The 14,525-nt window shown below is 67.8% G+C and carries 16 protein-coding genes; 8 read left to right on the top strand and 8 right to left on the bottom strand.

All coding sequences use genetic code 11. The annotated features are described in order from the left end of the window. The first annotated feature begins 26 nt into the window (after positions 1–26). Both NX1_RS00800 and NX1_RS00795 read left to right on the top strand, forming a co-directional pair. Entirely contained in the window at positions 27–968 is a 942-nt protein-coding gene (locus NX1_RS00800) for an ATP-binding cassette domain-containing protein (RefSeq protein WP_068052047.1), read from the top strand. Then, positions 965–1,714, top strand: coding sequence for an ABC transporter permease (locus NX1_RS00795; RefSeq protein WP_084500728.1), 750 nt, complete (start codon positions 965–967; stop codon positions 1,712–1,714). The genes NX1_RS00800 and NX1_RS00795 overlap by 4 nt, the downstream gene beginning before the upstream one ends. On the opposite strand, the gene NX1_RS00790 is transcribed toward NX1_RS00795, so the two are convergent. Continuing rightward, complete coding sequence (locus tag NX1_RS00790) at positions 1,698–4,847, bottom strand: ATP-binding protein (RefSeq protein ID WP_068052041.1); 3,150 nt, start codon at positions 4,845–4,847, stop codon at positions 1,698–1,700. The two genes, NX1_RS00795 and NX1_RS00790, sit on opposite strands and share 17 nt — an antisense overlap. Positions 4,848–5,021: 174 nt before the next feature. On the opposite strand from NX1_RS00790, the gene NX1_RS00785 reads away from it, so the two are divergent. The 3 genes from NX1_RS00785 to NX1_RS00775 all read left to right on the top strand — a co-directional run bounded on the left by NX1_RS00785 (position 5,022) and on the right by NX1_RS00775 (position 7,226). After that, the gene (locus tag NX1_RS00785; RefSeq protein WP_068052037.1) at positions 5,022–6,251 is read left to right on the top strand and encodes a cytochrome P450; all 1,230 of its coding nucleotides are present in this window, start codon (positions 5,022–5,024) and stop codon (positions 6,249–6,251) included. Beyond that, positions 6,248–6,451, top strand: a complete 204-nt coding sequence (locus NX1_RS00780; protein ID WP_068052035.1) for a ferredoxin — start codon at positions 6,248–6,250, stop codon at positions 6,449–6,451. The genes NX1_RS00785 and NX1_RS00780 overlap by 4 nt, the downstream gene beginning before the upstream one ends. A gap of 301 nt (positions 6,452–6,752) precedes the next feature. Further along, complete coding sequence (locus tag NX1_RS00775; RefSeq protein ID WP_157119467.1) at positions 6,753–7,226, top strand: hypothetical protein; 474 nt, start codon at positions 6,753–6,755, stop codon at positions 7,224–7,226. A gap of 248 nt (positions 7,227–7,474) precedes the next feature. On the opposite strand, the gene NX1_RS00770 is transcribed toward NX1_RS00775, so the two are convergent. The 5 genes from NX1_RS00770 to NX1_RS00750 form a co-directional block, all read right to left on the bottom strand. Next, positions 7,475–7,804 carry an SH3-like domain-containing protein gene (locus tag NX1_RS00770; RefSeq protein WP_068052029.1) on the bottom strand — a complete coding sequence of 110 codons (330 nt, stop codon included), beginning with the start codon at positions 7,802–7,804 and terminating at the stop codon, positions 7,475–7,477. After that, a complete protein-coding gene (gene scnC / locus NX1_RS00765) occupies positions 7,801–8,511 on the bottom strand; it encodes a thiocyanate hydrolase subunit gamma (RefSeq protein WP_068052026.1) in 711 nt (236 codons plus the stop codon). The genes NX1_RS00770 and scnC overlap by 4 nt, the downstream gene beginning before the upstream one ends. Next, the gene (locus NX1_RS38585) at positions 8,508–8,810 is read right to left on the bottom strand and encodes an SH3-like domain-containing protein (protein WP_068052023.1); all 303 of its coding nucleotides are present in this window, start codon (positions 8,808–8,810) and stop codon (positions 8,508–8,510) included. Before NX1_RS38585 ends, scnC begins: the two co-directional genes overlap by 4 nt. Beyond that, positions 8,807–9,232 carry an SH3-like domain-containing protein gene (locus NX1_RS38580; RefSeq protein WP_068052020.1) on the bottom strand — a complete coding sequence of 142 codons (426 nt, stop codon included), beginning with the start codon at positions 9,230–9,232 and terminating at the stop codon, positions 8,807–8,809. The genes NX1_RS38585 and NX1_RS38580 overlap by 4 nt, the downstream gene beginning before the upstream one ends. A gap of 186 nt (positions 9,233–9,418) precedes the next feature. After that, positions 9,419–9,676 (bottom strand): Dyp-type peroxidase domain-containing protein, encoded by a 258-nt coding sequence (locus NX1_RS00750; protein WP_068052017.1) that lies wholly within the window; start codon positions 9,674–9,676, stop codon positions 9,419–9,421. A gap of 27 nt (positions 9,677–9,703) precedes the next feature. Here NX1_RS00750 and NX1_RS00745 point away from each other — a divergent pair, with 27 nt between their 5' ends. The 3 genes from NX1_RS00745 (at position 9,704) to NX1_RS00735 (ending at position 11,121) form a co-directional block, all read left to right on the top strand. Then, positions 9,704–10,153, top strand: a complete 450-nt coding sequence (locus NX1_RS00745; RefSeq protein ID WP_068052014.1) for a MarR family winged helix-turn-helix transcriptional regulator — start codon at positions 9,704–9,706, stop codon at positions 10,151–10,153. A 93-nt stretch (positions 10,154–10,246) separates the two neighbouring features. Continuing rightward, complete coding sequence (locus NX1_RS00740; protein WP_068052011.1) at positions 10,247–10,696, top strand: hypothetical protein; 450 nt, start codon at positions 10,247–10,249, stop codon at positions 10,694–10,696. Positions 10,697–10,818: 122 nt separating this feature from the next. Then, a complete protein-coding gene (locus NX1_RS00735) occupies positions 10,819–11,121 on the top strand; it encodes a hypothetical protein (protein ID WP_068052008.1) in 303 nt (100 codons plus the stop codon). Positions 11,122–11,281: 160 nt separating this feature from the next. On the opposite strand, the gene NX1_RS00730 is transcribed toward NX1_RS00735, so the two are convergent. Further along, entirely contained in the window at positions 11,282–12,100 is an 819-nt protein-coding gene (locus NX1_RS00730; RefSeq protein WP_068052005.1) for a hypothetical protein, read from the bottom strand. Between the two features lie 131 nt (positions 12,101–12,231). Next, positions 12,232–14,427: a hypothetical protein gene (locus NX1_RS00725; RefSeq protein WP_068052002.1), complete on the bottom strand. Its 2,196-nt coding sequence runs from the start codon at positions 14,425–14,427 to the stop codon at positions 12,232–12,234. Positions 14,428–14,525 lie beyond the last annotated feature (98 nt).

Genomic DNA, 14,525 nt, shown 5'->3' with positions numbered 1-14,525 from the left:
TCAGGCCGTGTGCCGATGGTGGTCGCATGAGTAATTCGGCGATCGCGGCGTCAGGGCTGCGGAAGGCATACGGGGACAAGGTCGTGCTCGACGGCATCGATCTGGATGTTCCTGCGGGAACGATCTTTTCGCTGCTCGGTCCGAATGGAGCGGGTAAGACGACGACGGTGAATGTGCTGAGCACGTTGACGAAAGCCGATGGCGGGTCGGTACGCGTTGCAGGCCACGACGTCGCGACCGAGGCCAAGGCGGTGCGCGCGGCGATCGGGGTCACCGGCCAGTTCGCGGCGGTGGACGAGCTGCTGACGGGGCAGGAGAACCTGCAGCTGATGGTGGACCTCAACGGGGTTTCCGCCGAGGACGGCAAGCGAACCGTCACAGAGCTGCTGGAACGCTTCGATCTGGTGGAGGCGGCGAAGAAGCCCGCGTCGACCTACTCCGGCGGTATGCGCCGGAAGCTCGACCTGGCGATGACGCTCGTCGGGAACCCGCGGATCATCTTCCTGGACGAACCGACGACGGGCCTCGACCCGCGCAGCCGCCGCACGATGTGGTCGATCATCCGCGACCTGGTGGCCGACGGTGTGACCATCTTCCTCACCACCCAGTACCTCGAGGAAGCCGATCAGCTCGCCGACCGGATCGCGGTGCTCGACCAGGGCCGCCTGGTCGCCCAGGGCACCCCCGACGAACTCAAGCGCCAGACCCCCGGGACGCACGTCCGGCTCCGGTTCACCGACGTCGCCCAACTCGACGCGGCTACGCGTCTGTTCCCCGACTCCACCCCGGACCACGAGGCACTGACCCTGCGGGTCCCCAGCGATGGCGGCACGAAATCGCTCAGGGCCCTGCTGGACCGGCTCGACGAATACTCCCTCAGCGCCGAAGAGTTCTCTGTGCACACCCCCGACCTCGACGATGTTTTCCTCGCCCTGACGGGCCACGCCACGGAGGTGGAAGCGAAATGAGTGCCAAGCCCCATTCGATGGTGATGTTGCGCCGCAACTTCGTACACATCACCCGGAACCCGACCTCGGTATTCAACGCGGTCCTGATGCCGATCATCATCATGCTGATGTTCGTGTACATGTTCGGCGACGCCTTCGACGTCGGCGTCGACTACATCGACTACGCGACGCCAGGCCTGATTCTGCTGGCGGTCTGCTACGGACTGGGGGCCACCGCCACCGCGGTGAACTCCGACATGACGAACGGCATCATCAACCGGTTCAAGGTCATGGACGTCTCTCGTGGCGCGGTGTTGAGTGGTCATGTCATCGCCACCGTGCTGACCAATCTGATCGCCATCACAGCTCTCGTCGGGGTGGCCTTCCTGCTGGGATTCAGTCCTTCGGCGAGTCTTCTGGACTGGCTCGGCGTGGTCGGCATCGTCGTGCTGCTCGGTTTCGCGGCAAGCTGGCTCACGGTCGCCTTGGGATTGGCGGCGAAGTCTCCGGAAACGGCGGGCATGGCCTCCGTGCCGCTGGTCATGCTGCCGTTCTTCAGCAGCGCGATCGTGCCGGCCGAGAAGATGGGGCCTGGACTGCGGCAGTTCGCGGAGTACCAGCCATTCACGCCGATCATCGAGACCCTGCGCGGATTGCTCGTCGGCACACCGAACACCGGAGACGCGATCACCGCCATCGCTTGGTGCGCCGGCATAGCTCTCGTCGGATTCCTCTGGGCGCGTTCCACTTTCAGCAAACGAGCGTGACCGCGGCCAACTCCTGCCAGCTCGCCTGCGCCCCTTGCTGAGTCGCCTCGGTGAACCCTGTGTCGCCGAGGCGATTTCGGGTAACCTGCTCGATCCTGGTCACATCCGGTTGGGAACGATCCGATAGACCGAGCACGCCCGCGCTCGCCGCGAGCAGCCGCGCGGCTTGCTCGTACTGTTCCTCGCGCAGCGCCAGATCCGCGATTCCCACGAGCGCCCGGGCGATCAGGGGTGCGTGCCCAGCCTCGGACGCTGCATGGAAGGCCGTGACGCGGTGTTCCCGAGCCGCGTCGAGGTCCTCGGCAAGATAGCCGAGCAGATCATGATTCATCGCGCGGCCGATTGCATGCTCGGCCGCATCACCCAGCATCGATGTCGCGATGTCGAGTTGCCTGTGTGCCTGCTCGGCGTCGCCGCTCCAGCGCGCGAGCTCTGCCTTCGACAGTGCCAGCTCGGCAAGCACATTCGGCCAGGCGACGCGTTGCGCGGACCGCTGTGCCTCGGCCATCGCCGCCGAGCTCGACTTCGCATCGCCCAACAGCCAGTACAACTGGGCCTGCCGTGACCGCATCGGCACGACGTCCTCGATTGCGCCGATCTCGGTGACGACCGCGATCGCCTGCTCGTAATGCTCGCACGCGGCGTCGAACTCGCCGCGCATGGCGATTCGATTCGCCAGCTCGGTCTGGGCGAACGAAATCCCCCACCGTTCGCCGAGCGCGCGGAACTCGGTGAGCGCCGTCTCGAGATAGGTGTCCGCGTCCCGGCCGCCCTGGCCGAGCTGGATGCGCAATTTGCCGAGCTGCAGCCGGCCGAGGGCGCGTACCCAGGGGTCCTCGTCGGCCAACAGCGATTCCCACGCGGGCAGGATCGCGTCCGGTCCTTGCAACATGCGTTCCAGTGGGGCGGTGAATTTCAGCACTGGGTGATGGCTCTGCGCATGTCGGCTGTATTCGTAAGCTTCGCGGATCCACTCCTGCGCCCGGTACTGGTCACTCTGCGGCCCGGAGATCACGAACTGTATGACCAACGCGTACACCACGGCCCGGATCTCGTCGGCCACCTCGCCTGGCAGGGCAGCGGCCGCCGTGATCAGCTCGTTGCCCTCGGCTTTGTGTCCGCCGAGCCACCAGTACCAGCCTGCGGCAGCGGCGAGCCGCATCGCGCCGACTGCCTCGCCCGCCGCGAGCGCACCGCGCATCGCGGCGGCGATGTTGTCGTGCTCGACCTCGAGCGTGGCGAGCCATGCCAACTGGTCGGCGCGGCGGAGTTGCGGATCCGCGATTTCGGCGAGTTCGGTGAAGTACGCGAGATGCGCGCGACGCGCCAGATCCGATTCCCCCGCCTCCGTGAGCCGCTGCTCGGCGTACTCCTTGATCGTGCCGAGCATCCGGTAGCGCGGCGCGCCCTCGCCCGCGGTGACCACAAGCGATTTCTCGGTCAGGGCAGTCAGCAACTCGAGCACCTCCCACGTCTCGACGTCGTTGCCGACCCCCGCCTTCACGCAAACTCGTTCGGCCGCTTCCAGACTCGCGCCGCCCGCGAACACCGAGAGCCTGCGCAGGACCATCCGTTCGGCGTCGGTGAGCAGCTCCCAGCTCCAGTCGATCACCGCGCGCAGCGTCCGGTGCCGCGGCAGCGCGGTGCGACTGCCGCCGGTCAGCAGGCGGAACCGGTCGTCGAGTCGGTTGGCGAGCTGATCGAGGGACATGGTGCGCAACCTGGCGGCGGCGAGTTCGATCGCCAGTGGCATTCCGTCCAGCGCACGGCAGACGCGCGCCAAAGCCGCCAATGTGCCGGCGTCGGTCGCGAGGTCCTTGCGCACCGCGCTCGCTCGGTCCCGCAACAGCCGGACGGCCGGAGAGGACGCGATCTCGGCCGAGTCCGCGTCCCCCTTCGGCAAGGCCAGCGGCACAACCGGCCACAGCGCTTCACCGGTGATGCCGAGCGGCTCCCTGCTCGTCGCCAGGATCCGCAGGCGACGGCACTCTCCGAGCACTCGATGGGCGAACGTCGCCGCTGACTCGATCACGTGCTCGCAGTTGTCCAGAATCAGCAACATCGCCCGCTCGCGAAGTGCGGCGACGACTCGGTCCGCCGGCTCCGCGTCCGGCGCCTCGCCGAGTAGCGCGTCCCGCAGTCCGAGCGCGGCGAGCGTCGCTTGCGCCACATCACCGTCGGCGCCGATGGCCGCGAGTTCGACGAGCCAGGCGCCGTCCGGCAGATCGCCGATCAGCGTGCGCGCGGTTTCCGTTGCCAGTCTTGTCTTCCCCGAGCCGCCCGGCCCGATCAGAGTGGTGAGCCGATGTTCGGCGTTGAGTTCGCGGACCGCTGCGATATCGGCGTCCTTACCGACGAAGCTGGTCAGCTCGGCGCGCAAGTTCGTCTTCCGGTTCTCCTCCCGCCGTCCCAGCTCGCCCCGCAGCAGCGCGACGTGTAATTCGGACAGCTCCGGTGACGGGTCGACGCCCAGCTCGTCGGCCAGGGTTTCTCTCGTACGCTCGTAGACGAGCAGCGCCTCGGTGTCGCGGCCGGTCGCGACGAGAGCACGCATCAACGCGGCGACGAGCCGTTCGCGCACCGGATGCGCGGCCACCGAGTCGGTCAGCTCCGTGACCAGCTCCGCACCGTGGCCGAGACTGATCTCCGCGTCGAACCGATCCTCCATGGCGGTCAGGCGTAGCCCTTCGAGCCGGGTGACCGCCGCGTCGAACGCCGCGCTCTCCTGGAGACCGACGTCTTGCATGGCCGCTCCGCGCCACAATGCGAGGGCATCGCGCAGCCGCTGTACCCCTCGCGGATCGTCGGTGGGCGCCTGGGCGACAAGGCGTTCGAAGCGCACGGCATCGACAGCATCGGGTTCCACCCGCAACCGGTATCCGTCCGTCTGACCTTCGATCGACCCTGCTGGCAGCACCTTCCGCAGGCGGGAAACCAACCGTTGCAATGCATTCGCCGCGTCGGCGGGCGGTTGTTCACCCCAGATCCAGTCGATGAGCGTCGCCTTCGGGACCGCGTGACCTGGTTCGAGCGCGAGGGCGATCAACAGTCCGCGCAGCCGCGCGCCCGGCACATCGACGAAAGCACCGTCGTCCGCGCGAACCTCGAATGGTCCAAGTATCCCGATCTGCACCTGGCCGATCTTGCCACGGGCGATCCGCTGACGACGCCGCGGAAAGTTGCCTCGGTGCTGGGCATTCGGGGCCGGACGGCATGGCCCCCGCCTGCCGGTGTCAGTGCCGTGACAGTCGTATGTCAGGTCCGTCGCCGATCGTGGTCGCAACAACAGCCACGAAAAGGAAATCCGATGAATCCAACGGCTCCCATCCCGCACGGCCTCCCCTTGGACCGCGATGCGGGCCCCTTCGACCCGCCCCGTGACATCACTCGGCTGCGTGAGGCTCGCCCGGTCAGTCCCATGGTTTTCCCGGATGGGCACGAGGGCTGGCTCGTCACCGGATACGACGCGGTCCGAAAGCTCATGGCGGACACTCGGTTCAGCTCCCGCCAGGACATCGGCATCGTGCACGCGGCATACGAGACCCCCGGCATGCCCGTCCCCACCGAGCCGTCCCCGCAGATTCCGGGCCTGTTCATCGCGATGGACCCGCCGGACCACACCCGGCTGCGCCGCAAGCTCACTGGCGCGTTCACCGTCAGGCGGATGAAGCAGCTCGAAGAGCACATCATCGACATAGCCGAGCGGCAACTGGACCGGATGGCGAGCCTGACCCCGCCCGTCGACCTGGTGAAGGAATTCGCGCTGCCGGTGCCCTCGCTGGTGATCTGCGAACTGCTCGGAGTCCCTTACACGGACCGCGAGACTTTCCAGATCAACTCCGCCCAGTTCCTGGTCAGGGACCAGTCGCTGGAGGAGAAGATGGCCGCGTATGGCGCGATGACCACGTATCTCGCCGAACTGGTCACGGGCAAACGCGCCGAACCTGGCGACGACCTGCTGTCCGATCTCGCCCGTGATGACGACCTCGGCATCGAGGAGCTGATCGGCATCGCCTTCCTGCTGCTGCTCGCGGGTCACGAGACCACCGCCAACATGCTGGCGCTCGGCACCTTCGCGCTTCTCGAGCACCCCGGGCAGCTGGCGAAACTGCGCGCCGACTCGGATCTGGTTCCCGATGCGGTCGAGGAGCTCATGCGCTACCTGTCCGTTGCCGACATCTTCTATCGCTACGCCACCGACGACATCGAACTCGGCGGTGAAACGATCGGCAAGGGATCGACCGTCGTCGTCTCGCTGCTTGCCGCCAACCGCGACCCCCTGCGCTTCGACAACCCCGACACCCTGGACATCCACCGCAAGGCGCGCGGATATCTGTCCTTCGGTCACGGCGTCCACCAATGCCTCGGCCAGCAACTGGCCCGCATCGAGATGCGCGCCGGTTTCGCCGGACTGCTGCGCCGCTTCCCGACTCTCGAGCTCGCCATCCCGGCGGGCGAGGTGAAACTCAAGACCGACATGAATATCTATGGCGTGCACGAACTCCCGGTCACCTGGACGGAAACGGCCCAGCGATGACGATGCTACGAATCTCCGCCGATCGGGAGCGGTGCATCGGCGCGGGCATGTGCGCCCTCGTCGCGTCGGAGGTCTTCGATCAGGACGAGGACGACGGCAGGGTCCGGTTGCTCGACCCAGAACCACAGGACGGCCTCGTGGCAGTGCGCGAGGCCGTGGAAGCTTGCCCGTCCGGTGCACTCGCGCTCGACGAGTACTGAGCCTTCGGGCGGCGAATCTCGCCGGGCTGGTCGTTGTGGCGCACCCCACAAACTCGCCGGACATCCCCGGCTCGACAGCCGGGGCGAGTGGCCACCCTTCGCGCTGGGTTTACACGCCTCGCAGGGGTTATAGCCGTTGCGAAGCGTGTCGAAGGTTCCGAGGCTTGGAGCCCAGTTCGACTGTCCCGATGGGGCTTTCAGTGAGTGGTATGTGTAACGAATACTCGCCTCCGATGTACAGGCAAAGGTGGGATGACAGTAGTGGTTGCACCAGCAACTGACGAGAGGTGAGGACCGATATATGTTGTCGCAGAAGAAGACTGGGACGAGGAGTAAGGTCGCCAGGGCGGCGGTGGCCGCTGCCGCGATGACGGCGGCCGTGTTGTCGGGGGCTGGGACGGCGTCGGCCGACGAAGGCGGGATCGTCACCACGTGCCGGGGCATGAGCCCCAACATCGTCGACTTCCCGTACTCCGGTCAGGTTGTCGTCGGGCAATACAACTCGCCGGGACGCGCCTACTTCACCATCCACGCGGGTGGCAGCGTCTGGGGCGGGTACGGAACGCAGGTCACGCTCAACTGGACCAACCTGAACACCGGCGCGACGGGTTCGGAAACACGAAGTGGCTCGGTAGGTTTCGTGATCGGCAACGGCAGCACCATGTACTTCGACCCGCCCACCGGCGCGGGCACGATCCGCACCGACTTCACCGTCGTCAACACCGGCTTCGTGCCCCAGACCATCACCTGCTCCGGCACCGCCGAAGTCTGGTAGCCGGTCAGCCAGGAGACTTCACTTCGGAGCGCATGGCCTGGCGCTCGGCTTCCGAGGCAGCGCCTGAGATCTCGATCGGCTGCGTCGGCTTCCCGCGGACACATCGCACGCCTCGCAGAGATTGTGACCTCTGCGGGGCGTGTCGAAGGTCTGCGAGACCGGCACGGCGGGATCGAGAACCGCGTGTTTCATGGGGCGAAGCGCTGGGCCCTGGATGATTCGTGAGCCAGCGCGTCGCGTCGAGGGCGCTACTCGCGATGGAACCGCTCGCGGATGATATCCATTCGCGCCCTGAGTTCTTCGGGGCTGATGACTCCTCGGTCCGTCAGCGTGTGGGCCGTGATCACCGCTGAGCGGGCGCGGACGGGGAAGTCGTGGTAGATGGTTTCGCCGAGGGCGTCTTCGGCGTGGCGGCGTTCGAGGTTGTCGAAAGCGCCTCGCCAAGAGAGGCATTCGCAGGTCGCCTGCATGCTCGACTCCCAGGGGTCGGGCTTGCGGTCGAGTTCCGGGAGGCTGGATTCGCGGGCGGATCCGGGGGCGAGGGTGTCCAGCAGCACGTCGTAGGGTCCGCTCGTCACGGGCGGGCCTCCCTTCCCATGGCGTCCTCGACTTGGTTCGGTGGTTTCTGGGCGGTCCAGCCGACCTGCGGCAGCGCGACGCCGATCATGGTGTCGCGGGTGACGATGGCGGCGAGTTGTTCCTCGGTCCAGCCCTCGGTGCCCTCCGGCCGCATCGGCATGACCATGAAGCGGGATTTCTGGTTCGAATCGTGCACGCGGACCTCGACCTCGGGCGGGAAGTGCAGGCCGAATTCGGCGAGCACCTCGCGCGGCCAACGGACAAGGCGGCGACGGTAATTGGGGGTGCGATACCAGTCGGGCGACATGCCGAGCACGGGTCGCGGGTAGCACGAGCACAGGGTGCACACGATGACGTTGTGCACTTCGGGAGTGTTCTCGAGGACGTAGAAGTAGGTGTAGTCGCTCGGCGTCCCTGAGCCCGTGGGGTCGCGCCAGTCGATGCCGATCTCTTTGCAGGTCTCGGTGCCGTCGGCGAGCAGTCGCGCCTTGAAGTCCGGGTCGAGCCACGCCTTGGCGACCAGTTTCGATCCACCGTGCGGGCCGACCGCCTCCGCCCATTCGGCGAACCGGCGGTGGTCTTCCTGGGAGAAGAGGCCCTTCTCGATGGCGAGTTCGCGGATCGCCGTTTCCAGCACCTCGAACTCGCTGATCTCCTCGCTCGCCTGGATCGGCGCGTGCGCCCCGTGGTCGTGGGTGTGACTCACTGCGAACCGTCCTCCTCTGCGGGCTCGAGCCAGCGCTCGGAGACCTCCGTCTCCAGAGTGTCGGCGTCGAAGCCGGTGTATTTGGGCCACAGATCTTTCTGGCGAAACCGCACCACGTAGAACGGCTCGACGCGGCCGTCGTCGCGTCCCCACGCCTCGTCTTCCGGGATGATCCATTCCGGCCGGTATTCGACGACGACGCCGGTGCGGCCGCGGGTGTAGCTCTGGGTGCGGGTGTGGAACATCGATGTTGCGTCGCGGACCGTCACGCGGTCGCCGATGCGGTACTTGCGGGTCATGCTCGCTCCTTCAGCCGGGCCCGCACCTCGTCCAACTTGGCCGACAGCTCGTCGGGGGTGATCAAGCCCTTGTTGATGAGGACCTTCGCGGCGACGGTCGCCCAGCGCGCGTAGTAGGGCAGGCCGAAGTAGAGGGTCGCGCCGAGGTCGTTCTCGGCCCGCCTGCGTTCCTCGGAATTCCACACCCCGCGCCACCCGAGACATTCGCAGGTGACGTAGGTGCTCATCTCCCACGGTTCTTCGACTTTTTCCCGGTATTCGATCGGGACGTCCGGTTGGCCGCCCACGTCGTGCAGCACGTGGCGCAGGGCCTCGAACAGCTCGTTCGAGATGTCGTATGGCGAGTCGAGTGGTTTGCGGAACACCGGCGCGATGTCCGCGACGCGGTGCTGGAGCTGGTCGAACCGATTCGGTGAACTCATGATGGCTCCGTTGTTGCGGCTCCGAGGTCCCCCGACGCGATGCGGCGCGCACCGGCTGAGGGCAGGTACGGGGGAGCGGGATCCCCATCACAATCGCGCAGTCTGGTTGCCAACGATACACGTAGTGTTTGCTGGGATGAAGCTGTAGCGCTCCGACCGGGGTTGGCCTGCCCGCATTACCGGCGCTCAGCTCAGCAAAGTGTCCGCGATGGACCCGCCCTGCGCGATGCCAGGAGGGATCGCGAAGAAGACGCTGCCGGTGTGCTGGATGAGCGGGTTCAGGCGGTCGCCGGCCGCGAGGGCGCGCTGGGCCGCGATGAACTGCGCGGGTGGGTTGTTCATGTAGGCCGCGAACAGCAGGCCCGCGTCGAGCCGGTTGTGGCCGCCGTGCGTGTGTTCCGGGTGCCGGGTGCGTGGGCGACTGCTCCACCCATGCCGCGCCATGGGTTTGCTGTGCGCGAGACTGAAGGTGTGACCTCCGAGAACGCTCGCCCCGGACCGCCCGCGATCAGCGCCTCGGTCATCGTGCTGACGCTCGCGCGCAAGGTGGAGACCGAGCTCGGCGCCGCCCTTGCCCCGCTGGATCTCACCATCAGCAGGCTCGGGCTGCTCGGTCACATCTCCGGCGTGCCGGGCGCGTCGTTCAGTGACCTGGCGCGCATGTCGGGCATCAGCGTCCAGAGCGTGCACACCGCTGTGAAGGCGCTCGTCGCCGCCGGGCTGGTGCGTGACCGCACTGCGCGCGCCGGGTCCGCGTCGACGATCGAATTGACGCCCAAGGGTTCTCGTCTGCTGCGTAAGGCCGAGGGGGTCGTCGCGGAGGTCGACGAGCGATTGTTCGGCGCCGAAGCCGATCCGATTCGTCGCCGACTCGGCGCGGCCATCCTCGCCGCTTTCGCGAACGGAATCCCGCCGCGGTGACGCTCGGCGGCCGGTGATTCGGCGCACATCCTTCAGGATGCCTGAAGCTCTCGGATAAGCTTCATGCGGACTGAAGGATGAAGGAGTCGATCGTTGAAGCATTTCTTGCTGTCGGTGCACGTGGTGGCGGCCATCGTGTTCGTCGGCGGCTCCGCCGTCGCGGCGAGCCTGTTCCCTCGGTACGCGCCGGTGACGGCCGGTGCGACGACGCGGAATCCGGCCGAACGCAGCGTCGCGGTGGCGCGGGCGCTGCATCGAATCACCGGTACCTACGCGGCACTCGGGGTCATCGTGCCGGTCGCGGGCATCGTGCTGGCCGCCGTGCAGGGCAGGATGGGCGAAATCTGGATCACGCTGGCCATGGCGCTCACCGCCGTCGCGGGCGGGCTGCTCGCGGTGCAGATCCACCCGATGCAGCGCGACGCGCTCGCCGAACCCGACGACGGCGGGCGGTTGCGCGTCCTCGGGATGCTCGCGGGCATCTACAACCTGCTCTGGACGGTGGTCGTCGTGCTGATGATCGTCCGGCCCGGCTCGGCCTGAACTGCCCGCCGAGCGGCTGCGACCCGCGGCGATCATCCCCGACCGCCGCGCGCGGAAACCCTTCTCGGCGCGCGTTGGCACTATGGCTTGGGGAAGTGATCACTACGAGGAGGTAAGTGGAGATGGCTCGGATTCCCACGGCGCTGTTGGCGGCCGGTGGACTCGGCGGTGGTTTCGCGCTCGCGCAGGCGACGAAGAAGCGGGAACTCGGCGGCGTGGTCTTCGCGGCGGCGACGGCGGCCGCACTGCCTCAGTGGCGCAAGGCGGTCGGCACGGGCGGCGCCGCGGCGCTGACCGGACTGTCGGTGGGCGCGCTCGGCGCCTCGCACCCGCTGGCCAAGAAGATCGGGGCGTGGCCGTCGGTGGCGGTGGTGTCGGGCGTGGTCGCGGCGACCGCGTGGGCGACGGTGGATCGCCGCGCCTGATCGGAGCCGTGGCTGTGCGGCCGGGGACCGGACGCGGTTCTCGACTGGGTGCTTGTGCCTCGGCCGAACCTCGCGGAGGCCGACGCGTTTCGCAGGGCGGGTCCGACGTGCGTTGGACCCGCCCCGTGCGTAATGAGTTGTGCGCTAACGAAATCCGAAGCTACGCGGCGGGAACCTCGTTCGGCCCAGGTGCGGCGGGCGGCAGCGGCGCCACCGAGCCTTCCACCGCGCCGACGATCGCGCCGATGCCGGCACCCGCGGCGATGAACGGGAGCGCCACCATGCTGATCGCCAAAGACGAGGCGATGATGGGCATGAAGATGAACCCGGCGGGGGCGAACGGAAGCGCGACGACGAGACCGACTGCTCCGCCCATCACCGCGGCGACGGCCGCGATTGGCGCGGACACGACCGCGCCGACGACCGCACCCTGCGCCGCGGTGCCGAGGACTTCGGCCGCGATCATGTCGGACCGCGCGCGATCGACGCCGGACCCCTGGATCGCGCCGGACAGGCCGTTCTGCGCACCCAGCGTGGCGTTGTTGATCATGCCTGCGATCTCGGGGGGAATGAAGTCGGGCCTGCCGATTTCGACGTTGCCGACGCGAAGCACGTTCGTCGGCGTCGGCACGGCGTCGGCGGCGGGCACGACCCCGTCGGGTACGACCTCGGTAGCCGCCTCCGGTGCGGGCAGATCCGGGTCCGCGACGGGACTCGGAGCGATCGCGGGGGCGATCGGCAGCGGGATCGGGAGCTGGATCGGGAGCTGGATCGGGAGCTGGATCGGCGCGCCGAGGGCGTTCGCTCCCAGCAGGAGCGGGTCGGTGACGACACCGGCGGGCGCCGACGCACCCGGCGGGGGCGTCTCTGCCACCGCGGGAGTGGCTGTGACCACGGCCGCGGAGATTGCGCCGACGACCAGCGTCGCCGTGCGCAGGGAGAAGGAATGGAACGGGATTACCGACTTTTCTGTGGCCATACGTTCGTCCTCATTCGAAGGGCGGAGATTCCTACGAATCTGATTCGGAGCCGCTTCGCAGTCGGATGAAACCAATTTCACGCCTTGGCGTTCCGCTCGGTCGGTTTTACGGGAAAGGCCGCTGCGATCGGTCAGTTCTTCGCATCGGCCAGCTCGCCTCGGACGGCGGGCCGCTCGACCCCCGGCACATCGCCCGGCCGGCGCCGTCCGCGCAGGTAAGCCCATTGGAGTACACCGATTCCCGCCAGGCCCGCGATCGTCGTCCCGATTCCGATCTGCCAGCCCGGCGGCCGCCAGTCGACGACCAGTTCGGCGTTCTGGGTGCCGGGTGGGATATCGACCGCGAGGAAGGTGCGGGCGACGGCGAGCGTGGGAAGTTTGCGGCCGTTCAGGGTGACGCGGTGACCTGGCCAGGTGAGGCGGGAGAACACCACGCGTCCACCGGTCGCGGAACTGACCTTCGCGCGGGCGGTGATGTCGTCGTAGGAGCCGGTCGAGGTGGCGGTGACGCCGGAGGTGTGCGCGATGACGCCGTCGCGCGTCGAGGCCGGACCGCCTTGGCGTTCCAGCACCCAGATGAAGCGTTCGTGCCCGCGGTAATCCGCCCACTGCCAACCTGGCGGGGCCGGATGGTCGCGCGCGTCGGGGTACTGGGCGCGGTGCAGTACCACCCGGTCCACCTTCATCAGGTCTACGACGGGCACGCCGGTGGACGGCTCGTCGGCGAAGGCGCGGCGGAACGCGTCCGGGCAGGTGCTGCCGTCCCAGGCCATGCAGAGCAGCCCGGCGAATCCGGTGTGGCCGATGGGCGTATAGGCGTTGACGTAGTCGAGTTCGAGTGCCTTGGCGTAGTTGCCGATGGCCAGCGATCCGTACGCGCCCGCGATATCGCGGTCCTCGGGGGCGATGATCGCCCGGTCGGCGAGTTGCAGTGTGAGCCCGCCGAAATCGGGGAATGCGGCCCGCATCTCGGAGCGCCGCTCCGGGAAGTTGTAGGACAGCGGCGTCATCGGCGCGCCCGCCACCTGCGCGAACGCGATCGGGAACATGGCGACGATGGTCAGCGCGCAGGCCGCGACGATGCCGCGTGTGCGCGCCAGCCACACCACCGCGGCGCCGAGAGCGGCCACCACGGCGACCGCGAGCAGATGGCGCAGCACCAGCTGCGGTGCGGCGGAGAACGACCGGATGAACAGCAACCCGATCAGCACGCCCGCCGCCACCGCGCGCCGCTTCGACGACGCGAAAGTGCCGTAGTGGCTGAGCAATACGCAGACCAGCACGAGCAGCGCGATGGCGAGCATCGGCAGCACGCGCGCGGGCCAGCGCAGCGGGCCGATCGCGCCGGGGCCCGCGGTCCACATCAGCACCGCGGTCGCGAAGAACGCGATCCCGCTGAACTCCCGCGCGGAGCGACGCGCCGCCCGCCAGTCGATGAACGCGAGCGCGGGGATGAGGAACCACGCGATGTAGACCATCGGCAGCGGCTGTACATGGCCCCACCACGCGGTGAATGCCGGAGTGGTGCTCGGGAGGCTGGCGTTGAGCGATTCCGACCAAGGCACGGTCAGGAAGGGATCGTTGTGGATCTCCGCGCTGCCGCGCCAGGTGACCTGCGAGGAGAGGATTCCGGACAGGTTCGCGATCGCCGCGGTCAGCGCCGCGCAGCCTGCGGCGAGCGAGAGCCGCACGGCCGGAGCCCAGCGCTGCTGGTTGACGATCTCGCCCGCCGCGACGGCGGCGATCACCAGCGCGGATTCCACTGCGGGAAAGGCGTATTGGACGGTGAGCGTGAGATAGAGGAAGACGAACACGGGGATGGGTCCGCTGCGCCCGCGCGCGTAGTTCACGGCGGAGGCCCAGGCGTGCACCATCCACGCGGTCGCGACGTGCGGGGTGAACCAGCTCGCCTCGTCGAAGAACAGGAACCAGCCGCTGAGCGGGAACGCCACGCCCGCGACCGCGGCCCACGGAGCGCGGGCGCCGTAGGCGAGGCAGATACGGAACACGCCGAGGCCCGCGATGATCGAGAAGACCAGCTTCACCAGGGTCGCGTAGAGGGCGAGGTCGTCCATCGATGGCGCGATCAGAAAGACCAGCAGCTGAGGCGGGTTGAAGAGCCCGGCCTCCTCGAGCGTGTAGTTGCCCGCCATCCATTCGTGCGGGATGAGGACCGGTAGCCGACCTTCCCGTAGCTGATTTCCGAGTGTCACCCACATGGGGGCGTACTGCGCCTCGGTATCGTCCGTGTAGTAGTGACGCGGATCGGCCAGCAGCACCGCCAGATATCCGGCGATCACTCCGAGCGAGGTAACCGCCCCCCACATCAGTCTTGCCCGGCGCGATACAGCCGCCGCGATTGTGCTCACAAGGGGCGGAGCGTATTAGCACCGGATGAACGAAGCAAGAACCGATTGGTGACATT

The sequence above is a fragment of the Nocardia xishanensis NBRC 101358 genome, assembly GCF_001613365.1.
GTDB lineage: Bacteria > Actinomycetota > Actinomycetes > Mycobacteriales > Mycobacteriaceae > Nocardia > Nocardia xishanensis.
This window is presented reverse-complemented; position numbering and strand designations above follow the sequence as displayed.

Coding starts and splice junctions, on each gene's coding strand:
- NX1_RS00800 (WP_068052047.1), top strand. CDS start 27: ATGAGTAATTCGGCGATCGCGGCGTCAGGGCTGCGGAAGGCATACGGG.
- NX1_RS00795 (WP_084500728.1), top strand. CDS start 965: ATGAGTGCCAAGCCCCATTCGATGGTGATGTTGCGCCGCAACTTCGTA.
- NX1_RS00785 (WP_068052037.1), top strand. CDS start 5,022: ATGAATCCAACGGCTCCCATCCCGCACGGCCTCCCCTTGGACCGCGAT.
- NX1_RS00780 (WP_068052035.1), top strand. CDS start 6,248: ATGACGATGCTACGAATCTCCGCCGATCGGGAGCGGTGCATCGGCGCG.
- NX1_RS00775 (WP_157119467.1), top strand. CDS start 6,753: ATGTTGTCGCAGAAGAAGACTGGGACGAGGAGTAAGGTCGCCAGGGCG.
- NX1_RS38585 (WP_068052023.1), bottom strand. CDS start 8,810: ATGACCCGCAAGTACCGCATCGGCGACCGCGTGACGGTCCGCGACGCA.
- NX1_RS38580 (WP_068052020.1), bottom strand. CDS start 9,232: ATGAGTTCACCGAATCGGTTCGACCAGCTCCAGCACCGCGTCGCGGAC.
- NX1_RS00750 (WP_068052017.1), bottom strand. CDS start 9,676: ATGGCGCGGCATGGGTGGAGCAGTCGCCCACGCACCCGGCACCCGGAA.
- NX1_RS00735 (WP_068052008.1), top strand. CDS start 10,819: ATGGCTCGGATTCCCACGGCGCTGTTGGCGGCCGGTGGACTCGGCGGT.
- NX1_RS00730 (WP_068052005.1), bottom strand. CDS start 12,100: ATGGCCACAGAAAAGTCGGTAATCCCGTTCCATTCCTTCTCCCTGCGC.
- NX1_RS00725 (WP_068052002.1), bottom strand. CDS start 14,427: ATGTGGGGGGCGGTTACCTCGCTCGGAGTGATCGCCGGATATCTGGCG.